Origin of the sequence: Rahnella inusitata, from assembly GCF_965118895.1 — a bacterium.
In the GTDB taxonomy this organism is placed as follows: domain Bacteria; phylum Pseudomonadota; class Gammaproteobacteria; order Enterobacterales; family Enterobacteriaceae; genus Rahnella; species Rahnella inusitata_A.
The window spans coordinates 122,022-138,920 of record NZ_CBCPJJ010000001.1 but is presented as its reverse complement, the minus strand read 5'-3'; the positions used below and the strand labels follow the sequence as shown (position 1 = coordinate 138,920).

Here is a 16,899-nt window from a genome sequence, read left to right as displayed (position 1 = left end):
TCCGCGCATTCTTGCGGGGAAAGAAGACTATTGCCCGCGCGTTATCAGAGGCATAGCAAGCATTGCGCAGTTGACGTCGCAGTTGCCACATCTGGAACACACAACACAGAGAGAGATTATGCCGTTTACATTGGGTCAACGCTGGATAAGCGATACGGAAAGCGAATTAGGATTAGGCACCGTGGTTGCAATAGATGTGCGCATGGTGACTTTGCTTTTCCCCGCCACCGGTGAAAACCGTTTGTATGCCCGAAATGATTCCCCGATCACCCGCGTGATGTTCAATACCGGTGATACCATCAGCTGCCACGAAGGCTGGCAGCTGCAAGTCGAAGAAGTCATTGAAGATAAAGGTCTGTTGACCTATATCGGCACCCGCCTTGATACCGAAGAAACCGGCGTCGCCATGCGCGAAGTGCTGCTCGACAGCAAACTGACCTTCAGCAAGCCGCAGGATCGCCTCTTCGCCGGCCAGATCGACCGCATGGATCGTTTCGCCCTGCGCTTTCGTGCCCGCAAATATCAGCGCGAACAGTTTCGTCTGGAGTTCGGCGGCCTGCGCGGCATGCGCGCCAGCCTGATCCCGCATCAGTTACACATCGCTTATGAAGTCGGTCAGCGTCATGCGCCGCGTGTTTTACTGGCCGATGAAGTGGGTCTGGGTAAAACCATCGAAGCGGGGATGATAATCCATCAGCAACTGCTGTCAGGCCGCGCCGAACGCGTGCTGATCGTGGTGCCGGAAACGCTGCAACACCAGTGGCTGGTCGAGATGCTGCGCCGCTTCAACCTGCGCTTCTCCCTGTTTGATGACGATCGCTACGCGGAATCTGTTCACGAAGCGACCAACCCGTTTGAAACCGAACAGCTGGTTATCTGCTCGCTGGACTTCGTACGCCGCAACAAATCTCGTCTGGAGCAGCTGTCCGACGCATCGTGGGACATGCTGGTGGTCGATGAAGCGCACCATCTGGTCTGGAGCGAAGACGCCCCAAGCCGCGAATATCAGGTGATTGAACAGCTTTCCCAACAAATACCAAGCGTGCTGTTGCTGACCGCAACGCCGGAACAGCTCGGGCAAGAGAGCCACTTTGCGCGCCTGCGTTTACTCGATCCGGATCGTTTCCACGATTACGAAGAATTCATCGAGGAACAGCAGCAGTATCAGCCGGTCGCCGATGCCGTCACGCTGCTGCTCAATAAAGAACCGCTGACGCCACAAGCGCTGGCGCTACTGGGTGAAAGCGTCGGCAATGCCGATACCGATGCTCTGCTGACCGCCGCCAATCAGGGCGACGAGGCTGCTGCCAAACAGCTGGTCTCCATGCTGATGGACCGTCACGGCACCAGCCGCGTGCTGTTCCGTAACACCCGTAACGGCGTGAAAGGCTTCCCGGATCGTCATCTGCACGCGGTGAAACTGCCGCTGCCGACGCAGTATCAGACCGCAATTAAAGTCTCGGGCATCATGGGCGCGAAAAAATCCGCCGAAGCGCGTGCGCACGACATGCTGTATCCGGAGCAGATTTATCAGGAATTTGAAGGCGAGAACGCGACGTGGTGGAACTTCGACCCGCGCGTGGAATGGCTGCTCGGCTATCTGACCGCCAACCGCGACGAGAAAGTGCTGGTTATCTGTGCCAAAGCCGCCACCGCGCTGCAACTGGAGCAGGTTCTGCGTGAGCGTGAAGCGATCCGCGCCGCTGTGTTCCATGAAGGTTTGTCGATCATTGAACGTGACCGCGCCGCCGCGTACTTCGCTTCTCAGGAAGATGGCGCGCAGGTTCTGCTGTGTTCTGAAATCGGCTCAGAAGGCCGTAACTTCCAGTTTGCCAGCAAAATGGTGATGTTCGATCTGCCGTTCAACCCGGATCTGCTGGAACAGCGTATCGGACGTCTGGATCGTATCGGCCAGCAAAACAACATCGACATTATGGTGCCTTACCTCGAGCAGACCGCGCAGTCGGTGCTGGTTCGCTGGTTCCACGAAGGTCTGGATGCGTTCGAGCATACTTGCCCGACCGGCCGCACCATTTATGACAGCGCTTATGAACAGCTGATAGCTTTCCTCGCCACACCTGCCGAGCAGGGGGGACTGGATGCATTTATCCTCGAATGCCGCGCTGAGCACGATGCGCTGAAAGAGAAGCTGGAAAATGGCCGTGACCGTCTGCTGGAGATGCATTCCAACGGCGGTGAACGTGCGCAGCAGCTGGCGCAGGAAATCGGCGAGCAGGATAACGACGTAAATCTGGTTAACTTCGCGCTAAATCTGTTCGATATCGTCGGCATCAATCAGGAAGATCGCAGCGATAACCTGATCGTACTGACACCTTCCGATCATATGCTGGTGCCTGATTTCCCGGGTCTGCCGGAAGATGGCTGCACCGTGACGTTCGATCGCGAACAGGCGTTGTCGCGCGAAGATGCGCAGTTCATCAGCTGGGAACATCCGATCGTGCGCAACGGTTTGGATCTGATCCTCTCCGGTGATACCGGCAGCTGTGCGGTTTCGATCCTGAAAAACAAAGCGCTGCCGGTGGGCACTATGCTGGCGGAGCTAATTTACGTGGTGGAATGTCAGGCACCGAAACACCTGCAGCTGACCCGCTTCCTGCCGCCGACGCCGGTTCGCATGTTGATGGACAGTAAAGGCACCAATCTGGCGGCTCAGGTCGAGTTTGAAAGCTTTAACCGCCAGCTGAACGCCATCAACCGTCATAACTCCAGCAAGCTGGTGAATGCCGTGCAGCAGGATGTACATACCATGCTGCAACAGGCTGAACCGCAGATTGCCGAGCAGGCGCGTGTACTGATTGAAGCCGCTAAAGTAGAAGCCGACGAGCAACTGACGCAGGAACTCGCCCGACTGAAAGCGCTGAAAGAAGTGAACCCGAACATTCGTGATGATGAGCTGGACGCGGTAGACTCTAACCGTAAGCAAGTGCTGGCGAACCTGAACGATGCCAGCTGGCGTCTGGATGCGATCCGCCTGGTGGTGGTCAGCCACCAGTAAGCCTGACGGGATGCAGCCGGCCTGCATCCCTCTTTTCTCCTTTTAACGCTGACACAGACTGAAACCGCTATGAGCGAACATCAACCGAACATCCCTGTCCCTTCGAACACCCGGCCGCTGGAAAACTACAATCCACCGACCGATCCCTGGTTGCAGGTGATTTTTCAGGATGAACACATCATGGTGGTTAATAAGCCAAGCGGTCTGCTGTCCGTGCCGGGGAAATTAGCAGAGCATCAGGACAGCCTGATGACCCGCATTCAGCAGGCGTTTCCGGTCGCGGAATCTGTGCATCGTCTGGATATGTCGACCAGCGGCGTGATTGTCGTCGCGCTGACCAAAGACGCCGAGCGCGAGCTCAAGCGCCAGTTCCGGGAACGCGAAACCAAAAAAGTGTACATCGCGCGCGTCTGGGGAAGGATGGAAGACGATTACGGCATCATTGATTTGCCGCTGATCTGCGATTATCCGAACAGACCGAAGCAAAAGGTGTGTCACGAGACTGGCAAAAAGGCGCTGACGCAATACGAAGTGATGTCGTGGGATGATGACGGTACAACACGCGTCAAACTGCGGCCGATCACCGGGCGTTCGCATCAGCTGCGCGTTCATCTGCTTGCACTCGGGCATCCTATCCTCGGTGATAAGTTCTATGCGCATCCCGACGCACTGGCCGCCTCCCCCCGCCTGCAACTGCACGCGCAGGAGCTGTCTTTTTATCATCCGATTACTGATGCGCCACTGGTGTTTAACTGCGAACCGGATTTTTAAGGGAAGAATTCAGTCCCTGAATGTAAAAAAGGCGCTGAATTCAGCGCCTTTTTGCATTACGTTCCGGTCAGAAAATCCTACTTAAACCCTTTCTCACGCTTGATAAGGTCATACGCCGCCTGAATCGACTGCGCCTTTTCCTTCGCCATTTCCATCATTTCTGGCGGTAACCCCTTCGCCACCAGTTTATCCGGATGGTGTTCGCTCATCAGCTTACGGTAAGCACGCTTGATGGTGGTTGCATCGTCTGTAGCCTTCACGCCCAGGACTTTGCAGGCATCGGCCAGCGTCGGGCCTTGTTGTGCCTGCTGATAACCACCACCGTAAGACCGGCCGCCCTGCTGACTGCCGCCGAACTGCTGACCGCCTTCCATCATGCGCAGGAACTGATCGAACTGCATGCGCGAAATACCGAGCTCTTCGGCGATCACATACAGCACTTCCCGTTCATTGGGGTGCAACGAACCATCGGCATAAGCAGCCTGGATTTGAATTTCCAGAAAAGTCCGTATCAGGTCGAAACGACCAAAACACGCACTGCGTAATTCCCGCATTTTCTCCCGCAACGGATAATTGGATTCTTTACCGTCGCGAAAGGCGCGCTGCGCGGCATTGCGCTGCTCGCCGTGTAACTGCATACGTTCCATATAGAGGCTGGCTATCTGGATATCGGCCTCAGTAACCCTGCCTTTCGATTTAGTCAGATTCCCCATCACCTCAAATGTGGTGCGGAAGAAGATGGTTTGACGTGTCTGTTGATCGGTGAAATAACCGCGGCGTTTTGCAGCGCGCGCGGTGTCAAACATATGTCCAATCAACAACCCTGATACAATCCCCCAGAAGCCTGTCCCTGACATATAGCCAAGGATAAGTCCGAGCAGTTTTCCCCAATACTGCATATACTCCTCAATTCGCCATGCCGTCGCTTAAAAATTGCTTTATCATAACCGGCATTTATCGTTGTGCCTAACGGCGGCAACGTAACAGGTGGGATTTAACACTAGCGCAACCATGATGAGTGAGATAGTCTCTGACCGTTTGCCGGCATGATGCCTCTGATGACGGAACACCATTTTACGTATGAAAAACAGACGTCTGAATACACGCTTACCCACAATGCTGGCCGCCACAATCTGGTCGGCATTGTACAGTCACGGCGCAATGGCCGACCTTGCTGCACAATGTATGCTCGGCGTTCCGACCTATGACAAACCTCTGGTGCAGGGTGATCCTAACTCACTGCCTGTGACCATCAATGCCGATAAGGCAACCGGCAACTACCCTGATAATGCACTGTTTAGCGGAAACGTTAACGTCGTACAGGGCAACAGTACGCTGGATGCCGATCAGGTTCAGCTCAATCAAATCGCTAATCCTAATCAGCCCACACCGACCCGTACCGCCACAGCGACCGGCAACGTGCGTTATAGCGATAACCAAATCAAGCTGAACGGACCAAAGGGCTTTGCGAACCTGACCACCAAAGATACCGATGTTCAGGACGGAACGTACCAGATGGTAGGCCGTCAGGGACGGGGTGACGCCGACAAGATGAAGCAGCGTGATAATAACCGCTACACCATCATGGACAACGGCACGTTCACCACCTGTCTGCCTGGCGATAACAGCTGGAGCGTTGTAGGTTCTGAAGTGATTCAGGATCGCCAGGAGGAAGTGGCAGAAATCTGGAATGCGCGCTTCCACATCGGCCCGGTGCCGGTGTTCTACAGCCCGTATATGCAGTTGCCTATCGGCGACCGCCGCCGTTCTGGTTTCCTTATCCCGAACGCGAAATACAGCAGCAATAACGGTTTCGGTGCCACCGTTCCTTTCTACTGGAACATTGCGCCTAACTACGATGCCACCATCACGCCAAACTATATGAGTAACCGTGGTCTGCAATTGCAGAACGAATTCCGCTATCTGACCGTCGCCGGTGCAGGTTTGATGGAGTTTGACTACCTCGGTAATGATAAGAAAATTGATGACCAGTACGTCAGCGATGAAAACCGTATCAGCGATCAGACTAAGCGCTGGATGTACTACTGGGTGCATTCAGGTGTTTACGATCAGGTATGGCGTTTCAACGTCGACTACACCAAAGTTAGCGACCCGTACTACTTCACCGATTTCGATTCGAAATACGGTTCAAGTACAGACGGCTATGCGACGCAAAAATTCAGCGTCGGCTATTTCAATGAAAACTGGAACGCGACGCTTGCCAGTAAACAGTTCCAGGTATTCTCCGATTACGGCAACACCAATGCTTACCGTGCCCAGCCACAGCTAGATGTCAATTATTACAAAAATGATGTGGGGCCTTTCGACCTGCATATTTATGGCCAGGCCGCGAAGTTTACCAGCGTAAACCCGGATAACCCGGAAGCCGTCCGTACTCATATCGAACCAACCATCAGCCTGCCGCTGAGCAACGGCTGGGGAAGTCTCGATAATGAAGTAAAACTGATGGCGACCCACTATCAGCAGACTATTTCGGATAATTATTACGATGCTAATCAGGATACTAAACTGCGTTCGTCGGTAAATCGTGTTATGCCTGAGTTTAAAAGCGACGGCAAAATGGTCTTTGACCGCAACATGGACTGGAACAGTGATTACACGCAAACGCTGGAGCCGCGTGTACAGTATCTTTACATCCCTTATCGTAATCAAAGCTCAATCAACGTCTATGACTCCACACTGTTACAGTCCGACTACACCGGCCTGTTCCGTGATAAGAGCTACAGTGGACTCGACCGTATTGCTTCAGCTAATCAGGTGGCAAGTGGTTTAACGACACGTATTTATGATGAAGGCCTGGTAGAACGCTTCAATGCGTCTGCGGGTCAGATTTATTACTTCCAGCCACCGCGTACCGGCGACCAGAACAGCGCACTGGATAAAAACGACGATACCGGTAGCCTGGTCTGGGCCGGTGATACCTACTACAAAATCAACAATTTCTGGGGTGTTCGTGGCGGCGTGCAGTATGACACCCGTCTGGATTCGCTGGCCGTTGGTGATGCCGTCCTTGAGTACAAAGCTGACTCAGAAAGAATGGTTCAGTTGAGCTACCGTTATGCCAGCCCGGAATATATTCAGGCTACGTTGCCTGATGTGAAAAATGCAGGCTATCAGGATGGGATTTCTCAGGTCGGTGGTATCGCCAGCTGGCCCATCGCCGATCGCTGGGCGATTGTCGGTGCTTACTATTACGATACCAAAGCACAGCAACCCGCAGACCAGTTAATCGGCCTGCAATACAATACCTGTTGCTGGGCTATCAACGTCGGCTACGAACGTAAGATCACCAACTACGACACCGTTAAGTCAGAAAGTAAGTATGACAATAAGATTGGTTTCAACATTGAACTTAGAGGCCTGGGAAACAATCAAACCCTTGGAACGAAAGAAATGTTGGCCACCGGCATACTGCCTTATCAACGCGCTTTCTAAGCCAGACGACACGTTTAACTCAGTGAACTTGAAACCCGCTTTGCGGATTAGACAAATGGAAAAAGTATGAAGAACTGGAGAACACTTCTCCTCGGCGTGACGCTTTGTGCCAGCACTGCGTTTGCAGCCCCTCAGGAAGTTGATAAAGTCGCCGCCGTTGTGAACAACGGTGTCGTGTTACAAAGTGACGTCGATAGTTTAATGCAATCGGTTAAACAGCAAGCAGGTCAGGCTAAACAACAGCTGCCTGATGATGCGACCTTACGCCACCAGATCCTTGATCGTTTGATCATGGACCAGATCCAGCTTCAGATGGCGTCGAAAATGGGCATCACGCTGACCGATCAGGACGTGGATAAAGCTATTGCCGGTATTGCTCAGCAGAACAACATCAGCGTAGATCAGTTGCGTAGCCGTCTGGCGTACGACGGTCTGAATTACAGCACTTATCGTGCCCAGATCCGTAAAGAAATGCTGATAAGCGAAGTGCGTAACGGCGAAGTCCGTCGTCGCGTCACTATCCTGCCTCAGGAAGTGGATCAGCTGTCCAAACAGGTTGCGGCACAAAATGGCGGCAGCGCTGAGTTCAATCTCAGCCACATCCTGTTGTCACTGCCAGAAAATCCGTCGCAGGATCAGGTTGATGCTGCAGAAGAACAGGCGAAGAAAATTGTCGCCGATCTGAACAATGGTGCTGATTTCGGCAAACTGGCTATCACTTATTCAGCTGACTCACAGGCGTTGAAAGGCGGCAACATGGGCTGGGGCAAATTGCAGGAACTTCCTTCCCTGTTTGCTCAGGCGCTCAGTACCGCACAGAAAGGCCAGATTATCGGTCCAATCCGTTCAGGTGTGGGTTTTCATATTCTGAAAGTGAACGATATCCGTGGTGATAACAAAACGGTCTCCGTCACCGAAGTGCATGCACGTCACATCCTGCTGAAACCTTCTGTCGTGATGACCGACGCACAGGCTAAGGCGAAACTGGAAGAAGTTGCTGCTGATATTAAGAGCGGTAAAGCGACGTTTGCTGACGAAGCTAAACAAATTTCTCAGGATCCGGGTTCTGCCCTTCAGGGTGGTGACTTAGGATGGGCGTCTCCGGACATGTATGATCCGGCGTTCCGCGATGCGCTGATGAACCTGAAAAAAGGCCAGATGAGCGCACCAGTGCACTCTGCTTTTGGCTGGCATCTCATCGAACTGCTCGATACCCGTCAGGTCGATAAAACCGATGCTGCACAGAAAGAACGCGCTTACCGCATGCTGTTCAACCGTAAGTTTGCGGAAGAAGCACAGACGTGGATGCAGGAACAACGTGCTGAAGCGTATGTGAAAATTATGGATGGTAATGGTAAATAATACTTCCGTGACAAAATCTGTAGTCATCACCCCCGGCGAGCCTGCCGGGGTTGGGCCGGATCTGGTACTGGCGCTGGCTCAGCAGGCATGGCCTGTTGAGTTGGTGGTATGTGCCGATCCGGCCCTGCTGCTTGAGCGTGCAGAGATACTGGGTCTGACGATTCAGTTACGCGACTATGAACAGGGGCGCCCTGCAAAGCCTCAGGCTGCAGGTACGTTGACCGTATTACCGGTGAAAACCGCCGCGCCAGTAACAGCGGGCAGGCTTGACGTCGCGAACAGCGCATACGTGGTGGAAACGCTCGCCAGAGCCTGTGACGGCGCAATCAGTGGCGAATTTGCTGCGCTGATCACCGGCCCGGTGCAAAAGAGCATCATCAATGATGCTGGCATTCCGTTTATCGGTCATACCGAATTCTTTGCCGATCGCAGCCACTGTGATCGTGTGGTGATGATGCTGGCGACGGAGGAACTGCGCGTCGCACTGGCGACCACGCATTTACCTTTGCTGGCCGTGCCGGGTGCCATTACACGTCAAAGCCTGCATGAAGTGATCACCATTCTTCATCATGACCTGAAAACCAAATTCGGCATCGGTGAACCGCATATTTACGTGTGCGGCTTGAATCCGCATGCCGGAGAAGGCGGTCATATGGGGCACGAAGAGATCGACACGATCATTCCTGCACTGGAGGAACTGCGCCAGCAGGGAATGAATCTCATCGGTCCGCTGCCCGCAGATACCCTTTTCCAGCCGAAATATTTACAACACGCAGATGCTGTTTTATCCATGTATCACGATCAGGGCCTTCCGGTGCTAAAATATCAGGGATTCGGCCGCGCAGTGAATATCACGCTTGGCCTGCCTTTTATCCGGACCTCGGTTGATCACGGTACCGCGCTTGAACTCGCCGCCACCGGCACCGCCGATGCGGGCAGTTTCAGGACAGCAATAAATCTCGCCATTCGTATGGCAATCAATACTTTTGATCCACAACAAACTGATAAATAAAAACAATGAATAGTAGAGTCCACCAGGGGCACTTTGCCCGTAAACGTTTCGGCCAGAACTTTTTAACCGATCAATTTGTGATTGATAGCATCGTGTCGGCTATTCACCCAATGCCAGGGCAAGCGGTGGTCGAAATCGGGCCCGGTCTGGCAGCGTTGACGGCACCTGTCGCTTCACGTCTGGACAGCATGACGGTTATCGAAATTGACCGAGATTTGGCCGCACGTCTGGAGAGCAATCCTAAGTTTCAGGGCAAATTACGCGTCATTCAGTCTGATGCCATGAAAATCAATTTCGCGGAACTGTCAGAAGAACTCGGCCAGCCGCTGCGCGTCTTCGGCAACCTGCCGTATAACATCTCTACCCCGCTGATGTTCCATCTGTTCACCTATACTAATGCCATCAAAGACATGCACTTCATGTTGCAAAAGGAAGTGGTAAACCGTCTGGTTGCAGGGCCGAACAGCAAGGCGTATGGTCGTTTAACCGTTATGGCACAGTATTACTGTAACGTGATCCCGGTTCTGGAAGTTCCGCCAGAATCCTTCACACCGGCACCAAAAGTCGATTCCGCCGTCGTGCGTTTGATTCCACACGACGTGATCCCGTATCCGGTTTCAGATATCCGCATTCTGAGTCGTCTGACAACCGATGCGTTTAACCAGCGTCGCAAGACAATCCGTAACAGCCTGGGTCACTTGTTCACACCAGAACAGATGAGCGCCTTGGGTCTGGATCTGTCGATGCGTGCTGAAAATATTTCTGTTGAGCAATTCTGTAAACTGGCTAACTGGTTATCTACCCGACCGAAAACAACAGAACCTCAGGAGTAGCGATATGCTTAATTCGCCCCGCGTTTGTGTTCAGGTGCAAAGTGTCTACATTGAGTCTCAGTCGATACCGGAAGAAGAGCGTTTCGTCTTCGCTTACACCATCACCATCCGCAATCTGGGGCGTTTTAATGTGCAGCTCCTGCGCCGTTACTGGCTGATCACCAACAGTAACGGTCAGCAAACGGAAGTACAGGGCGAAGGGGTTATTGGCGAACAGCCATTGATCCTGCCCGGCAGTGAATTTCACTACACCAGCGGCGCTGTTTTAGAGACGCCACTTGGTACCATGGAAGGCCATTATGAAATGGTCGCACAAGACGGTGAAATCTTCCGTGTGCCTGTCCCGGTCTTCCGCCTCGCCATCCCTACACTGATAAATTAATCCCCTATGTCGACATACCTTATTGGTGATGTTCACGGCTGCATCGATGAACTCAAGGCGCTATTGGCGCAGGTGGATTTTAATCCGCAAAATGATTGTCTCTGGCTGACTGGCGATTTAGTCGCCCGTGGCCCGTCATCCCTCGAAGTTCTGCGTTTTGTCAGTGGTCTGGGCGATTCTGTACGCATGGTGCTCGGTAACCACGATCTGCATTTGCTGGCGGTTTTTGCGGGCATCAGCTTTAACAAACCGAAAGACCGTATTACGCCGCTGCTTGAGGCCGAAGACGCCGATGAGTTGATCAACTGGTTGCGACGTCAGCCGGTTCTGCAGGTGGATGAAGAGCTGAAACTGGTGATGGCCCACGCCGGCATTACTCCGCAGTGGGATCTGGAGACCGCACAGATGTGTGCGCGTGAAGTGGAAGCCGTTCTGCGCAGCGACACTTATCCGCTGTTCCTCGACGCGATGTACGGCGATATGCCGAACAACTGGCATCCGGAACTCACGGGTCTGGCGCGTCTGCGTTTTAGCACCAATGCGTTTACCCGTATGCGTTACTGCTTCCCGAACGGCCAGCTGGATATGATCTGCAAGGACACGCCTGAAAACGCGCCTAAGCCGCTCAAGCCTTGGTTTAATATTCCGGGGCCGTTGCAGGAAGCCGGATACAGTATTGCATTCGGCCACTGGGCTTCGCTGGAAGGCAAAGGTGCGCCGGAAGGAATTTATGCGCTGGACACAGGTTGCTGCTGGGGCGGTGATATGACGATGCTGCGTTGGGAAGACAAAACCTATTTCACCGAACCTTCACATCGCCGTCCTGAAAAAGAGAAAGCCGTCGTTCAAAAAGCCGAATAATCAGGCTCTTACTGCGCTTAAAAACAAAAGGCACCTTCAAAGAGGTGCCTTTTTGCTGAGTGCCGCTCTTAAATCAGGCGCGGCGGTCAAGGATCTCGAAGCAGTAGCCGTGTGAGTTCTGCTCGTCAGCGTCGTGGAATTCACTGAAGGTACTTTCCCAGTCATCTGGCTCGTAGTCAGGGAAATGCGTGTCCCCTTCCACTTCGGCATCGATATGAGTGAGATATAAGCGGTTGGCCTTCGGCAGGAACTGCTCATACACACGGCCTCCGCCCATCACCATCACTTCTTCCACACCACCGGCCGCGGCCAGAGCTGCATCAACAGACGTCACCCAGGTCACGCCTTCGTGCTCGCCAGGTTTAGAGCTGATGACAATATTCAGTCGGCCAGGTAAAGGGCGCCCTATCGACTCAAACGTTTTGCGACCCATGATGACGGGTTTATTGAGCGTATTACGCTTAAACCAGGCCAGATCACCGGGTAAATGCCAAGGCATAGCGTTTTCCATGCCAATAACGCGATCGGTCGCCAGTGCGGCGATCAGGCTAATAATCATTGTGAAACCCTGTGTAGAAAAGGAATAAAACCGTGACCCGAAAAAAGAGCTGCCACTATACGGAAAGCCCTATCAGCCGTCGATAGGGAGACTCACGCTTTACAAAGATATAAGCGTACTCTTAACAGACTTACACACCGGGACGTTTGCGATACAGCCACAGCCCCGGCAAAGATAATCCAATCGATAATGCCCCGACGATAAAACTGGCCTTCAGGAAATTGGTGACCATCGTAGACATCAGCGCCTCGCTGTAGCCAAGGTGCGAAATCTCCACCATCGAAATCATCGCCGTATACGCAGAAATGCCGGGGAACATGGGGATAACGGCCGCCACCGTGAAAACTTTAGGATGCGCCAGCAGCCATCGCGACCAGCGGATCCCTATGATGCCAATCAGTATAGCCGCCAGCAAAGAAGCCCACTCAATGTTTATCCCGCCGTGCATCATCAGCATACGGGAGCCGTGCCCCAGCGCGCCGAGCAGCGCACAGTAGCGCAACGCCCGAGGCGGGACATTGAACACCATCGCAAAACCCAGCGCCGGTACGGCGGCCAGTAACATATCCTGAATCAGTGCCCACAAAAGACTCATGACCACCCCCGTAATCCCCATAACGCCATGGCCATTACTACGCCGATGCAGGTCGCCAGCGTCAGCAGACTGGCCATCGCCCAGCGCGCCAGTCCGGTATTCACGTGGCCTTTGAACATGTCTGCCACCGCATTAATCAGTGGAAAACCGGGCACCAGCAGCAACACGCTGGCGGCCATCGCCACGTTCGACGTCAGATGAAAAAAGTCGAGACGCATGAGTAAACCTGAAATCGACGTTGCGACAAAAGCGGTGCAGCAGAAGTTGATCAGCGGATTCATGTGGCGGATGGTCAGCGTCTGGCGTACCGCCATCGCCACGCCGCTGGCTAAAAATGTCACGCTGAACGCATCCCAGCCGCCACCGTTGAGTTTGCTAAAGCAACCGCAGGACAGCGCCACCATCAGGATCATCACCCCACGGGGATAGCGCAGCGGCTTTATATGGCTCAGGCGTTTCGCCACCAGCGCGCTATCGAGCAGCTTATGCTCAGCCAGAATCACCGTATGCTGTACTTCAGTCACTACCTGCATGTTGATCCCTCGATCGACATTTTTACGCGTCGAGGTCAGGCAATAGCCGCCGCACAGCGTGCTGAGCACCACGGCATTAGCGGAAATAGAGCTTTCCACCCGTTCCATGCGCAACGCAATACCTAGCCGCGCGGGCAGTTGCTCCACCAGCATACTTTCGGCACCGTGCTGTAACAGCAGCAAGGCACATTCGATACACAGCCGGGTAATTTCACGCTGATAATGTGCCTGCGGACTTTCACGTTCCTGATATTCAACGACAGGGTCTTGCATACCGTTACCGCCCGTAAAAAAAGCCAATAAGTGTGATACGCCGAAGTGAAGATTGACGTATCATGCGGCCATATTTTGTTCTGAACATTGACGACGGTTACTTTCATGCTTGAAACCTCCCTTTTTGTTGCCAGTATCGCCTTCCTCGGCATGCTCTCCCCCGGCCCAGATTTCTTTCTGGTGATCAAAAATGCGGCTCGCTACCCTCGCGTTGCGGCACTGATGACATCGCTCGGGGTGATTTGTGGCGTGATCACGCATATGTCTTACTGCGTCGCAGGTCTGGCTGTCGTTATCACCACCACGCCGTGGCTGTTTGATTTGCTGAAATACGTCGGGGCGGCTTATCTGATTTGGGTGGGTATTCAGGCACTGTTTTCACGCAGCAACAGCAAGATGAATCTTGACGGACTGGAACCGCAGCAGGTGAAACTGCGCACGGCGTTTGTGCAGGGATATTTGTGCAACTTGCTAAATCCGAAGGCGACGCTGTTTTTCCTGGCGATGTTTACCCAGGTCTTGCAGATAGACTCCAGCATCGGCGAGAAACTCTGGTATGCCTCGATCATCGTTGGCCTTTCCACTGTCTGGTGGCCTTCACTGGCTCTGCTCATTCAGAGCGCACCGGTGCGTCGCGGTCTGGCGAAAGCGCAGAAGATTATCGATAAACTGCTGGGCGGTGTGTTGATTGGTTTAGGCATCAAAGTTGCACTCAGCTGATAACCTACAGCCATGAAAAAGCCGGTGCATTTCAGGCACCGGCTTCGGGTTTCATCCTTCGTTAACTCTTCGCTTCAATCACTTCATTCTCCGGTGCTTTGCCGTCGATACTGCCACGCCATCCCTGTTGTTGCTCTGAGGCCAGACGTTCCTGATCCTGCTCGATGGCCGCACTCAGCATGTCTTTCGCACGCTGCATACTGGCGATGCGGAACTCGGTGTCTTCGTAATTCGCGACCGTTGCCTCCAGCATTTTCAGGTTGTAGCGACGGAACAGGTCGGCTTTTTCGCGGGCTTCATAAGCATCCAACCCCAGCGTTTCCAGTACTTCACGGCCAACGCGCAGAGAACCTTCGAACAGCTCACGCTCCGGCGCTTCGACGCCTAACTGACGCAGTTGATACCAGTGATCGACATCTCGCGCACGGGCGATAATCTTCAGGTTCGGGAAATGCTCTTTCGCCAGCGCGGTCAGTTGCAGGTTGGCTTCGACATCATCGATAGCGTTGATCAACACTTTGGCCTGCGCGGCGCCTGCGGATTCCAGCAAATCCACACGGGTGGCATCGCCGTAAAAGACCTTGGTGCCAAACTTGCGCAGCGTTTCGATATGATCCGGGTCATGATCCAACACCACGGTGTGCACGTTATTCGCCAGCAGCAAACGGCCGGCAATCTGCCCGAAGCGGCCAAAACCGGCGATGATCACCTGCGCGTTTTCATCATCGATAGTGTCCTGCGGACGATCGTCTTGCGGCGCATTACGTTCCATACGTGCGGCGAGAACCAGCAGCAATGGCGTAACCGCCATCGACAGCGCTACGGCCAGCGTCAGCGCTTTCGCCCATTCAACCGGCAACACCCCAGCCATTTGTGCGGTGCTGAAAATAACGAAAGCAAATTCACTGCCCTGCCCGATGAGAATGGCAAACAGTCCACGCTGTTTTTTTGGTACGCCCAGCCACGGTGCGATCAGCCACAGCAAGGCAGCTTTCAGCGCCATAAAGCCGACCAGCAATGTGGCAATCAGCAACGGCTGATGAACCAGCGTGCCAAAGTCGATAGACATACCGACGCCGATAAAGAACAGCCCGAGCAACAAACCTTTAAACGGCTGAATATCGCTTTCCAGTGCGTGACGGTATTCGGAACTCGCCAGCAGAACCCCCGCCAGAAATGCGCCCATTGCCATCGACATACCCGCCATTTCCAGCAGAATACCGAAACCGAATACCAGAAATAGCGCCACGGCGCTGAACACTTCACGCATGCCGGAACGGGCTACAAAGTGCAGCAGCGGACGTGTGACATAACGTCCGAGCAGGATCACCAGCACCAGCGCACCGGCCACTTTCGCGGCAGAAAGTCCGAAGCTCATCAGCGTGGTGGCTTCACCGGTACTCGCCAACAAGGGGATCATTGCGACCAAAGGGATAGCCGCAATGTCCTGGAACAGCAGGACGGCAAACGCGCTGCGACCTATTGGCGCTGCGGTCAGGCTGCGTTCACTCATCGCCTGCATGGCAATGGCGGTAGAAGACAGCGCCAGCGTCAGGCCGATCAACATGGCGATTTTCCAGTCCAGACCCAGGAAGTAGCAGAATGCGCTAAGCACCACGCCACAGCCAACCATCTGAATACTGCCACCGCCAAAGACCGAAGCGCGCATGGTCCACAGACGTTTAGGATCCAGCTCCAGCCCGATGACAAACAACATCAGCACCACGCCAATCTCCGCAAAGGTCAGAATCGATTCGGCGTCCGAGACCAGCTTCAGTCCCCACGGGCCAATAATGCAGCCGGCGATGAGATACCCCAGAACTGAACCTAATCCGAGGCGTACCGCGATCGGCACAAACAATGCCGCCGACCCCAGATAAATCAGCCCTTCAATCATCAGATTATGGTTGTCCATTTTCGACCTCCGGCGCACAGCCTTCTTTCAGACTCAGGCATGCTGTTAAGCGTCGACGGTATTCTTCGCCCGCCGCTTTCAGTGCGACTTCATCGCAGATAAACGTATTGTGCACTGCAAAATACGGCTGCCAGTGCATGCCGCAGTAGACCGCCGTCGCCTGTAAAGGCTGCGCCAGCACGTCGAAACTCGGGTGATCGCCGAGTTCAAAATGATGCTCGTTTCCGCCGGTGGTCACAGCCCATAAACAATGTTTGCCGTTCAGCGCGTTGCCTTCGTGGCCGTAAGCCCAGCCATGTTCCAGCACTTTATCGATCCACAGTTTTAGCAACGGCGGCAGGCTATACCATTGGATAGGATGCTGGAACACCACCATATCGGCACGTTCAACGGCTTTCTGTTCGGCATTCACATCGATGTTGAAGTCGGGGTAAAGATCGTACAGCGAACGAATTTCTACGTTCGGCAGGTCTTTTACCGCCGCGAGTAATCCCTGATTGGCCCGCGAATGGCGCGGATAAGGATGGGCGTAAATGATTAAAATCATGCAGGTCTCTTGTCTTATTTTATTTACTTGAGCATACGCAATTTTCGGCGTTCGGGTGAAAGTT

General features: G+C 53.7%; 15 protein-coding genes. 9 read left to right on the top strand and 6 right to left on the bottom strand.

Annotated features, from left to right (window positions below; genetic code table 11):
- Positions 1–118: 118 nt before the first annotated feature.
- Complete coding sequence (rapA, locus tag ACMHLI_RS00610) at positions 119–3,016, top strand: RNA polymerase-associated protein RapA (RefSeq protein ID WP_413527806.1); 2,898 nt, start codon at positions 119–121, stop codon at positions 3,014–3,016.
- A 69-nt stretch (positions 3,017–3,085) separates the two neighbouring features.
- Positions 3,086–3,787, top strand: coding sequence for a bifunctional tRNA pseudouridine(32) synthase/23S rRNA pseudouridine(746) synthase RluA (gene rluA / locus ACMHLI_RS00605; RefSeq protein WP_413527805.1), 702 nt, complete (start codon positions 3,086–3,088; stop codon positions 3,785–3,787).
- A gap of 77 nt (positions 3,788–3,864) precedes the next feature.
- Here rluA and djlA read toward each other — a convergent pair whose 3' ends face one another.
- Complete coding sequence (djlA, locus tag ACMHLI_RS00600) at positions 3,865–4,686, bottom strand: co-chaperone DjlA (protein ID WP_413527804.1); 822 nt, start codon at positions 4,684–4,686, stop codon at positions 3,865–3,867.
- A 181-nt stretch (positions 4,687–4,867) separates the two neighbouring features.
- Between djlA and lptD the strand changes: the two genes are divergently transcribed.
- The 6 genes from lptD to apaH all read left to right on the top strand — a co-directional run bounded on the left by lptD (position 4,868) and on the right by apaH (position 11,693).
- Positions 4,868–7,243: an LPS assembly protein LptD gene (gene lptD / locus ACMHLI_RS00595; protein WP_413527803.1), complete on the top strand. Its 2,376-nt coding sequence runs from the start codon at positions 4,868–4,870 to the stop codon at positions 7,241–7,243.
- A 66-nt stretch (positions 7,244–7,309) separates the two neighbouring features.
- The gene (gene surA, locus ACMHLI_RS00590; protein WP_413527802.1) at positions 7,310–8,605 is read left to right on the top strand and encodes a peptidylprolyl isomerase SurA; all 1,296 of its coding nucleotides are present in this window, start codon (positions 7,310–7,312) and stop codon (positions 8,603–8,605) included.
- Entirely contained in the window at positions 8,595–9,617 is a 1,023-nt protein-coding gene (gene pdxA, locus ACMHLI_RS00585; RefSeq protein ID WP_413527801.1) for a 4-hydroxythreonine-4-phosphate dehydrogenase PdxA, read from the top strand. The genes surA and pdxA overlap by 11 nt, the downstream gene beginning before the upstream one ends.
- 5 nt (positions 9,618–9,622) lie before the next feature.
- A complete protein-coding gene (gene rsmA / locus ACMHLI_RS00580; RefSeq protein ID WP_056776854.1) occupies positions 9,623–10,450 on the top strand; it encodes a 16S rRNA (adenine(1518)-N(6)/adenine(1519)-N(6))-dimethyltransferase RsmA in 828 nt (275 codons plus the stop codon).
- A 4-nt stretch (positions 10,451–10,454) separates the two neighbouring features.
- Positions 10,455–10,832 (top strand): Co2+/Mg2+ efflux protein ApaG, encoded by a 378-nt coding sequence (apaG, locus tag ACMHLI_RS00575; RefSeq protein ID WP_112168227.1) that lies wholly within the window; start codon positions 10,455–10,457, stop codon positions 10,830–10,832.
- 6 nt (positions 10,833–10,838) lie between these two features.
- On the top strand, positions 10,839–11,693 hold the full coding sequence (apaH, locus tag ACMHLI_RS00570) for a bis(5'-nucleosyl)-tetraphosphatase (symmetrical) ApaH (RefSeq protein WP_413527800.1): 855 nt from the start codon (positions 10,839–10,841) through the stop codon (positions 11,691–11,693).
- Between the two features lie 73 nt (positions 11,694–11,766).
- Here apaH and folA read toward each other — a convergent pair whose 3' ends face one another.
- The 3 genes from folA to ACMHLI_RS00555 form a co-directional block, all read right to left on the bottom strand.
- Positions 11,767–12,252 carry a type 3 dihydrofolate reductase gene (gene folA, locus ACMHLI_RS00565; RefSeq protein ID WP_112168225.1) on the bottom strand — a complete coding sequence of 162 codons (486 nt, stop codon included), beginning with the start codon at positions 12,250–12,252 and terminating at the stop codon, positions 11,767–11,769.
- Positions 12,253–12,382: 130 nt separating this feature from the next.
- The gene (locus tag ACMHLI_RS00560; protein ID WP_413527799.1) at positions 12,383–12,847 is read right to left on the bottom strand and encodes a threonine/serine exporter; all 465 of its coding nucleotides are present in this window, start codon (positions 12,845–12,847) and stop codon (positions 12,383–12,385) included.
- Positions 12,844–13,653: a threonine/serine ThrE exporter family protein gene (locus ACMHLI_RS00555; RefSeq protein ID WP_413527798.1), complete on the bottom strand. Its 810-nt coding sequence runs from the start codon at positions 13,651–13,653 to the stop codon at positions 12,844–12,846. The genes ACMHLI_RS00560 and ACMHLI_RS00555 overlap by 4 nt, the downstream gene beginning before the upstream one ends.
- Before the next feature lie 105 nt (positions 13,654–13,758).
- Between ACMHLI_RS00555 and ACMHLI_RS00550 the strand changes: the two genes are divergently transcribed.
- The gene (locus ACMHLI_RS00550; protein ID WP_413527797.1) at positions 13,759–14,373 is read left to right on the top strand and encodes a LysE family translocator; all 615 of its coding nucleotides are present in this window, start codon (positions 13,759–13,761) and stop codon (positions 14,371–14,373) included.
- A 61-nt stretch (positions 14,374–14,434) separates the two neighbouring features.
- Here ACMHLI_RS00550 and kefC read toward each other — a convergent pair whose 3' ends face one another.
- Both kefC and kefF read right to left on the bottom strand, forming a co-directional pair.
- Positions 14,435–16,288 (bottom strand): glutathione-regulated potassium-efflux system protein KefC, encoded by a 1,854-nt coding sequence (gene kefC, locus ACMHLI_RS00545; RefSeq protein WP_413527796.1) that lies wholly within the window; start codon positions 16,286–16,288, stop codon positions 14,435–14,437.
- On the bottom strand, positions 16,275–16,835 hold the full coding sequence (gene kefF / locus ACMHLI_RS00540; protein WP_413527795.1) for a glutathione-regulated potassium-efflux system oxidoreductase KefF: 561 nt from the start codon (positions 16,833–16,835) through the stop codon (positions 16,275–16,277). Before kefF ends, kefC begins: the two co-directional genes overlap by 14 nt.
- Between the last annotated feature and the right edge of the window lie 64 nt (positions 16,836–16,899).

Coding starts and splice junctions, on each gene's coding strand:
- surA (WP_413527802.1), top strand. CDS start 7,310: ATGAAGAACTGGAGAACACTTCTCCTCGGCGTGACGCTTTGTGCCAGC.
- lptD (WP_413527803.1), top strand. CDS start 4,868: ATGAAAAACAGACGTCTGAATACACGCTTACCCACAATGCTGGCCGCC.
- rapA (WP_413527806.1), top strand. CDS start 119: ATGCCGTTTACATTGGGTCAACGCTGGATAAGCGATACGGAAAGCGAA.
- ACMHLI_RS00555 (WP_413527798.1), bottom strand. CDS start 13,653: ATGCAAGACCCTGTCGTTGAATATCAGGAACGTGAAAGTCCGCAGGCA.
- rsmA (WP_056776854.1), top strand. CDS start 9,623: ATGAATAGTAGAGTCCACCAGGGGCACTTTGCCCGTAAACGTTTCGGC.
- rluA (WP_413527805.1), top strand. CDS start 3,086: ATGAGCGAACATCAACCGAACATCCCTGTCCCTTCGAACACCCGGCCG.
- apaG (WP_112168227.1), top strand. CDS start 10,455: ATGCTTAATTCGCCCCGCGTTTGTGTTCAGGTGCAAAGTGTCTACATT.
- folA (WP_112168225.1), bottom strand. CDS start 12,252: ATGATTATTAGCCTGATCGCCGCACTGGCGACCGATCGCGTTATTGGC.
- kefF (WP_413527795.1), bottom strand. CDS start 16,835: ATGATTTTAATCATTTACGCCCATCCTTATCCGCGCCATTCGCGGGCC.
- pdxA (WP_413527801.1), top strand. CDS start 8,595: ATGGTAAATAATACTTCCGTGACAAAATCTGTAGTCATCACCCCCGGC.
- ACMHLI_RS00560 (WP_413527799.1), bottom strand. CDS start 12,847: ATGAGTCTTTTGTGGGCACTGATTCAGGATATGTTACTGGCCGCCGTA.
- apaH (WP_413527800.1), top strand. CDS start 10,839: ATGTCGACATACCTTATTGGTGATGTTCACGGCTGCATCGATGAACTC.
- djlA (WP_413527804.1), bottom strand. CDS start 4,686: ATGCAGTATTGGGGAAAACTGCTCGGACTTATCCTTGGCTATATGTCA.
- ACMHLI_RS00550 (WP_413527797.1), top strand. CDS start 13,759: ATGCTTGAAACCTCCCTTTTTGTTGCCAGTATCGCCTTCCTCGGCATG.
- kefC (WP_413527796.1), bottom strand. CDS start 16,288: ATGGACAACCATAATCTGATGATTGAAGGGCTGATTTATCTGGGGTCG.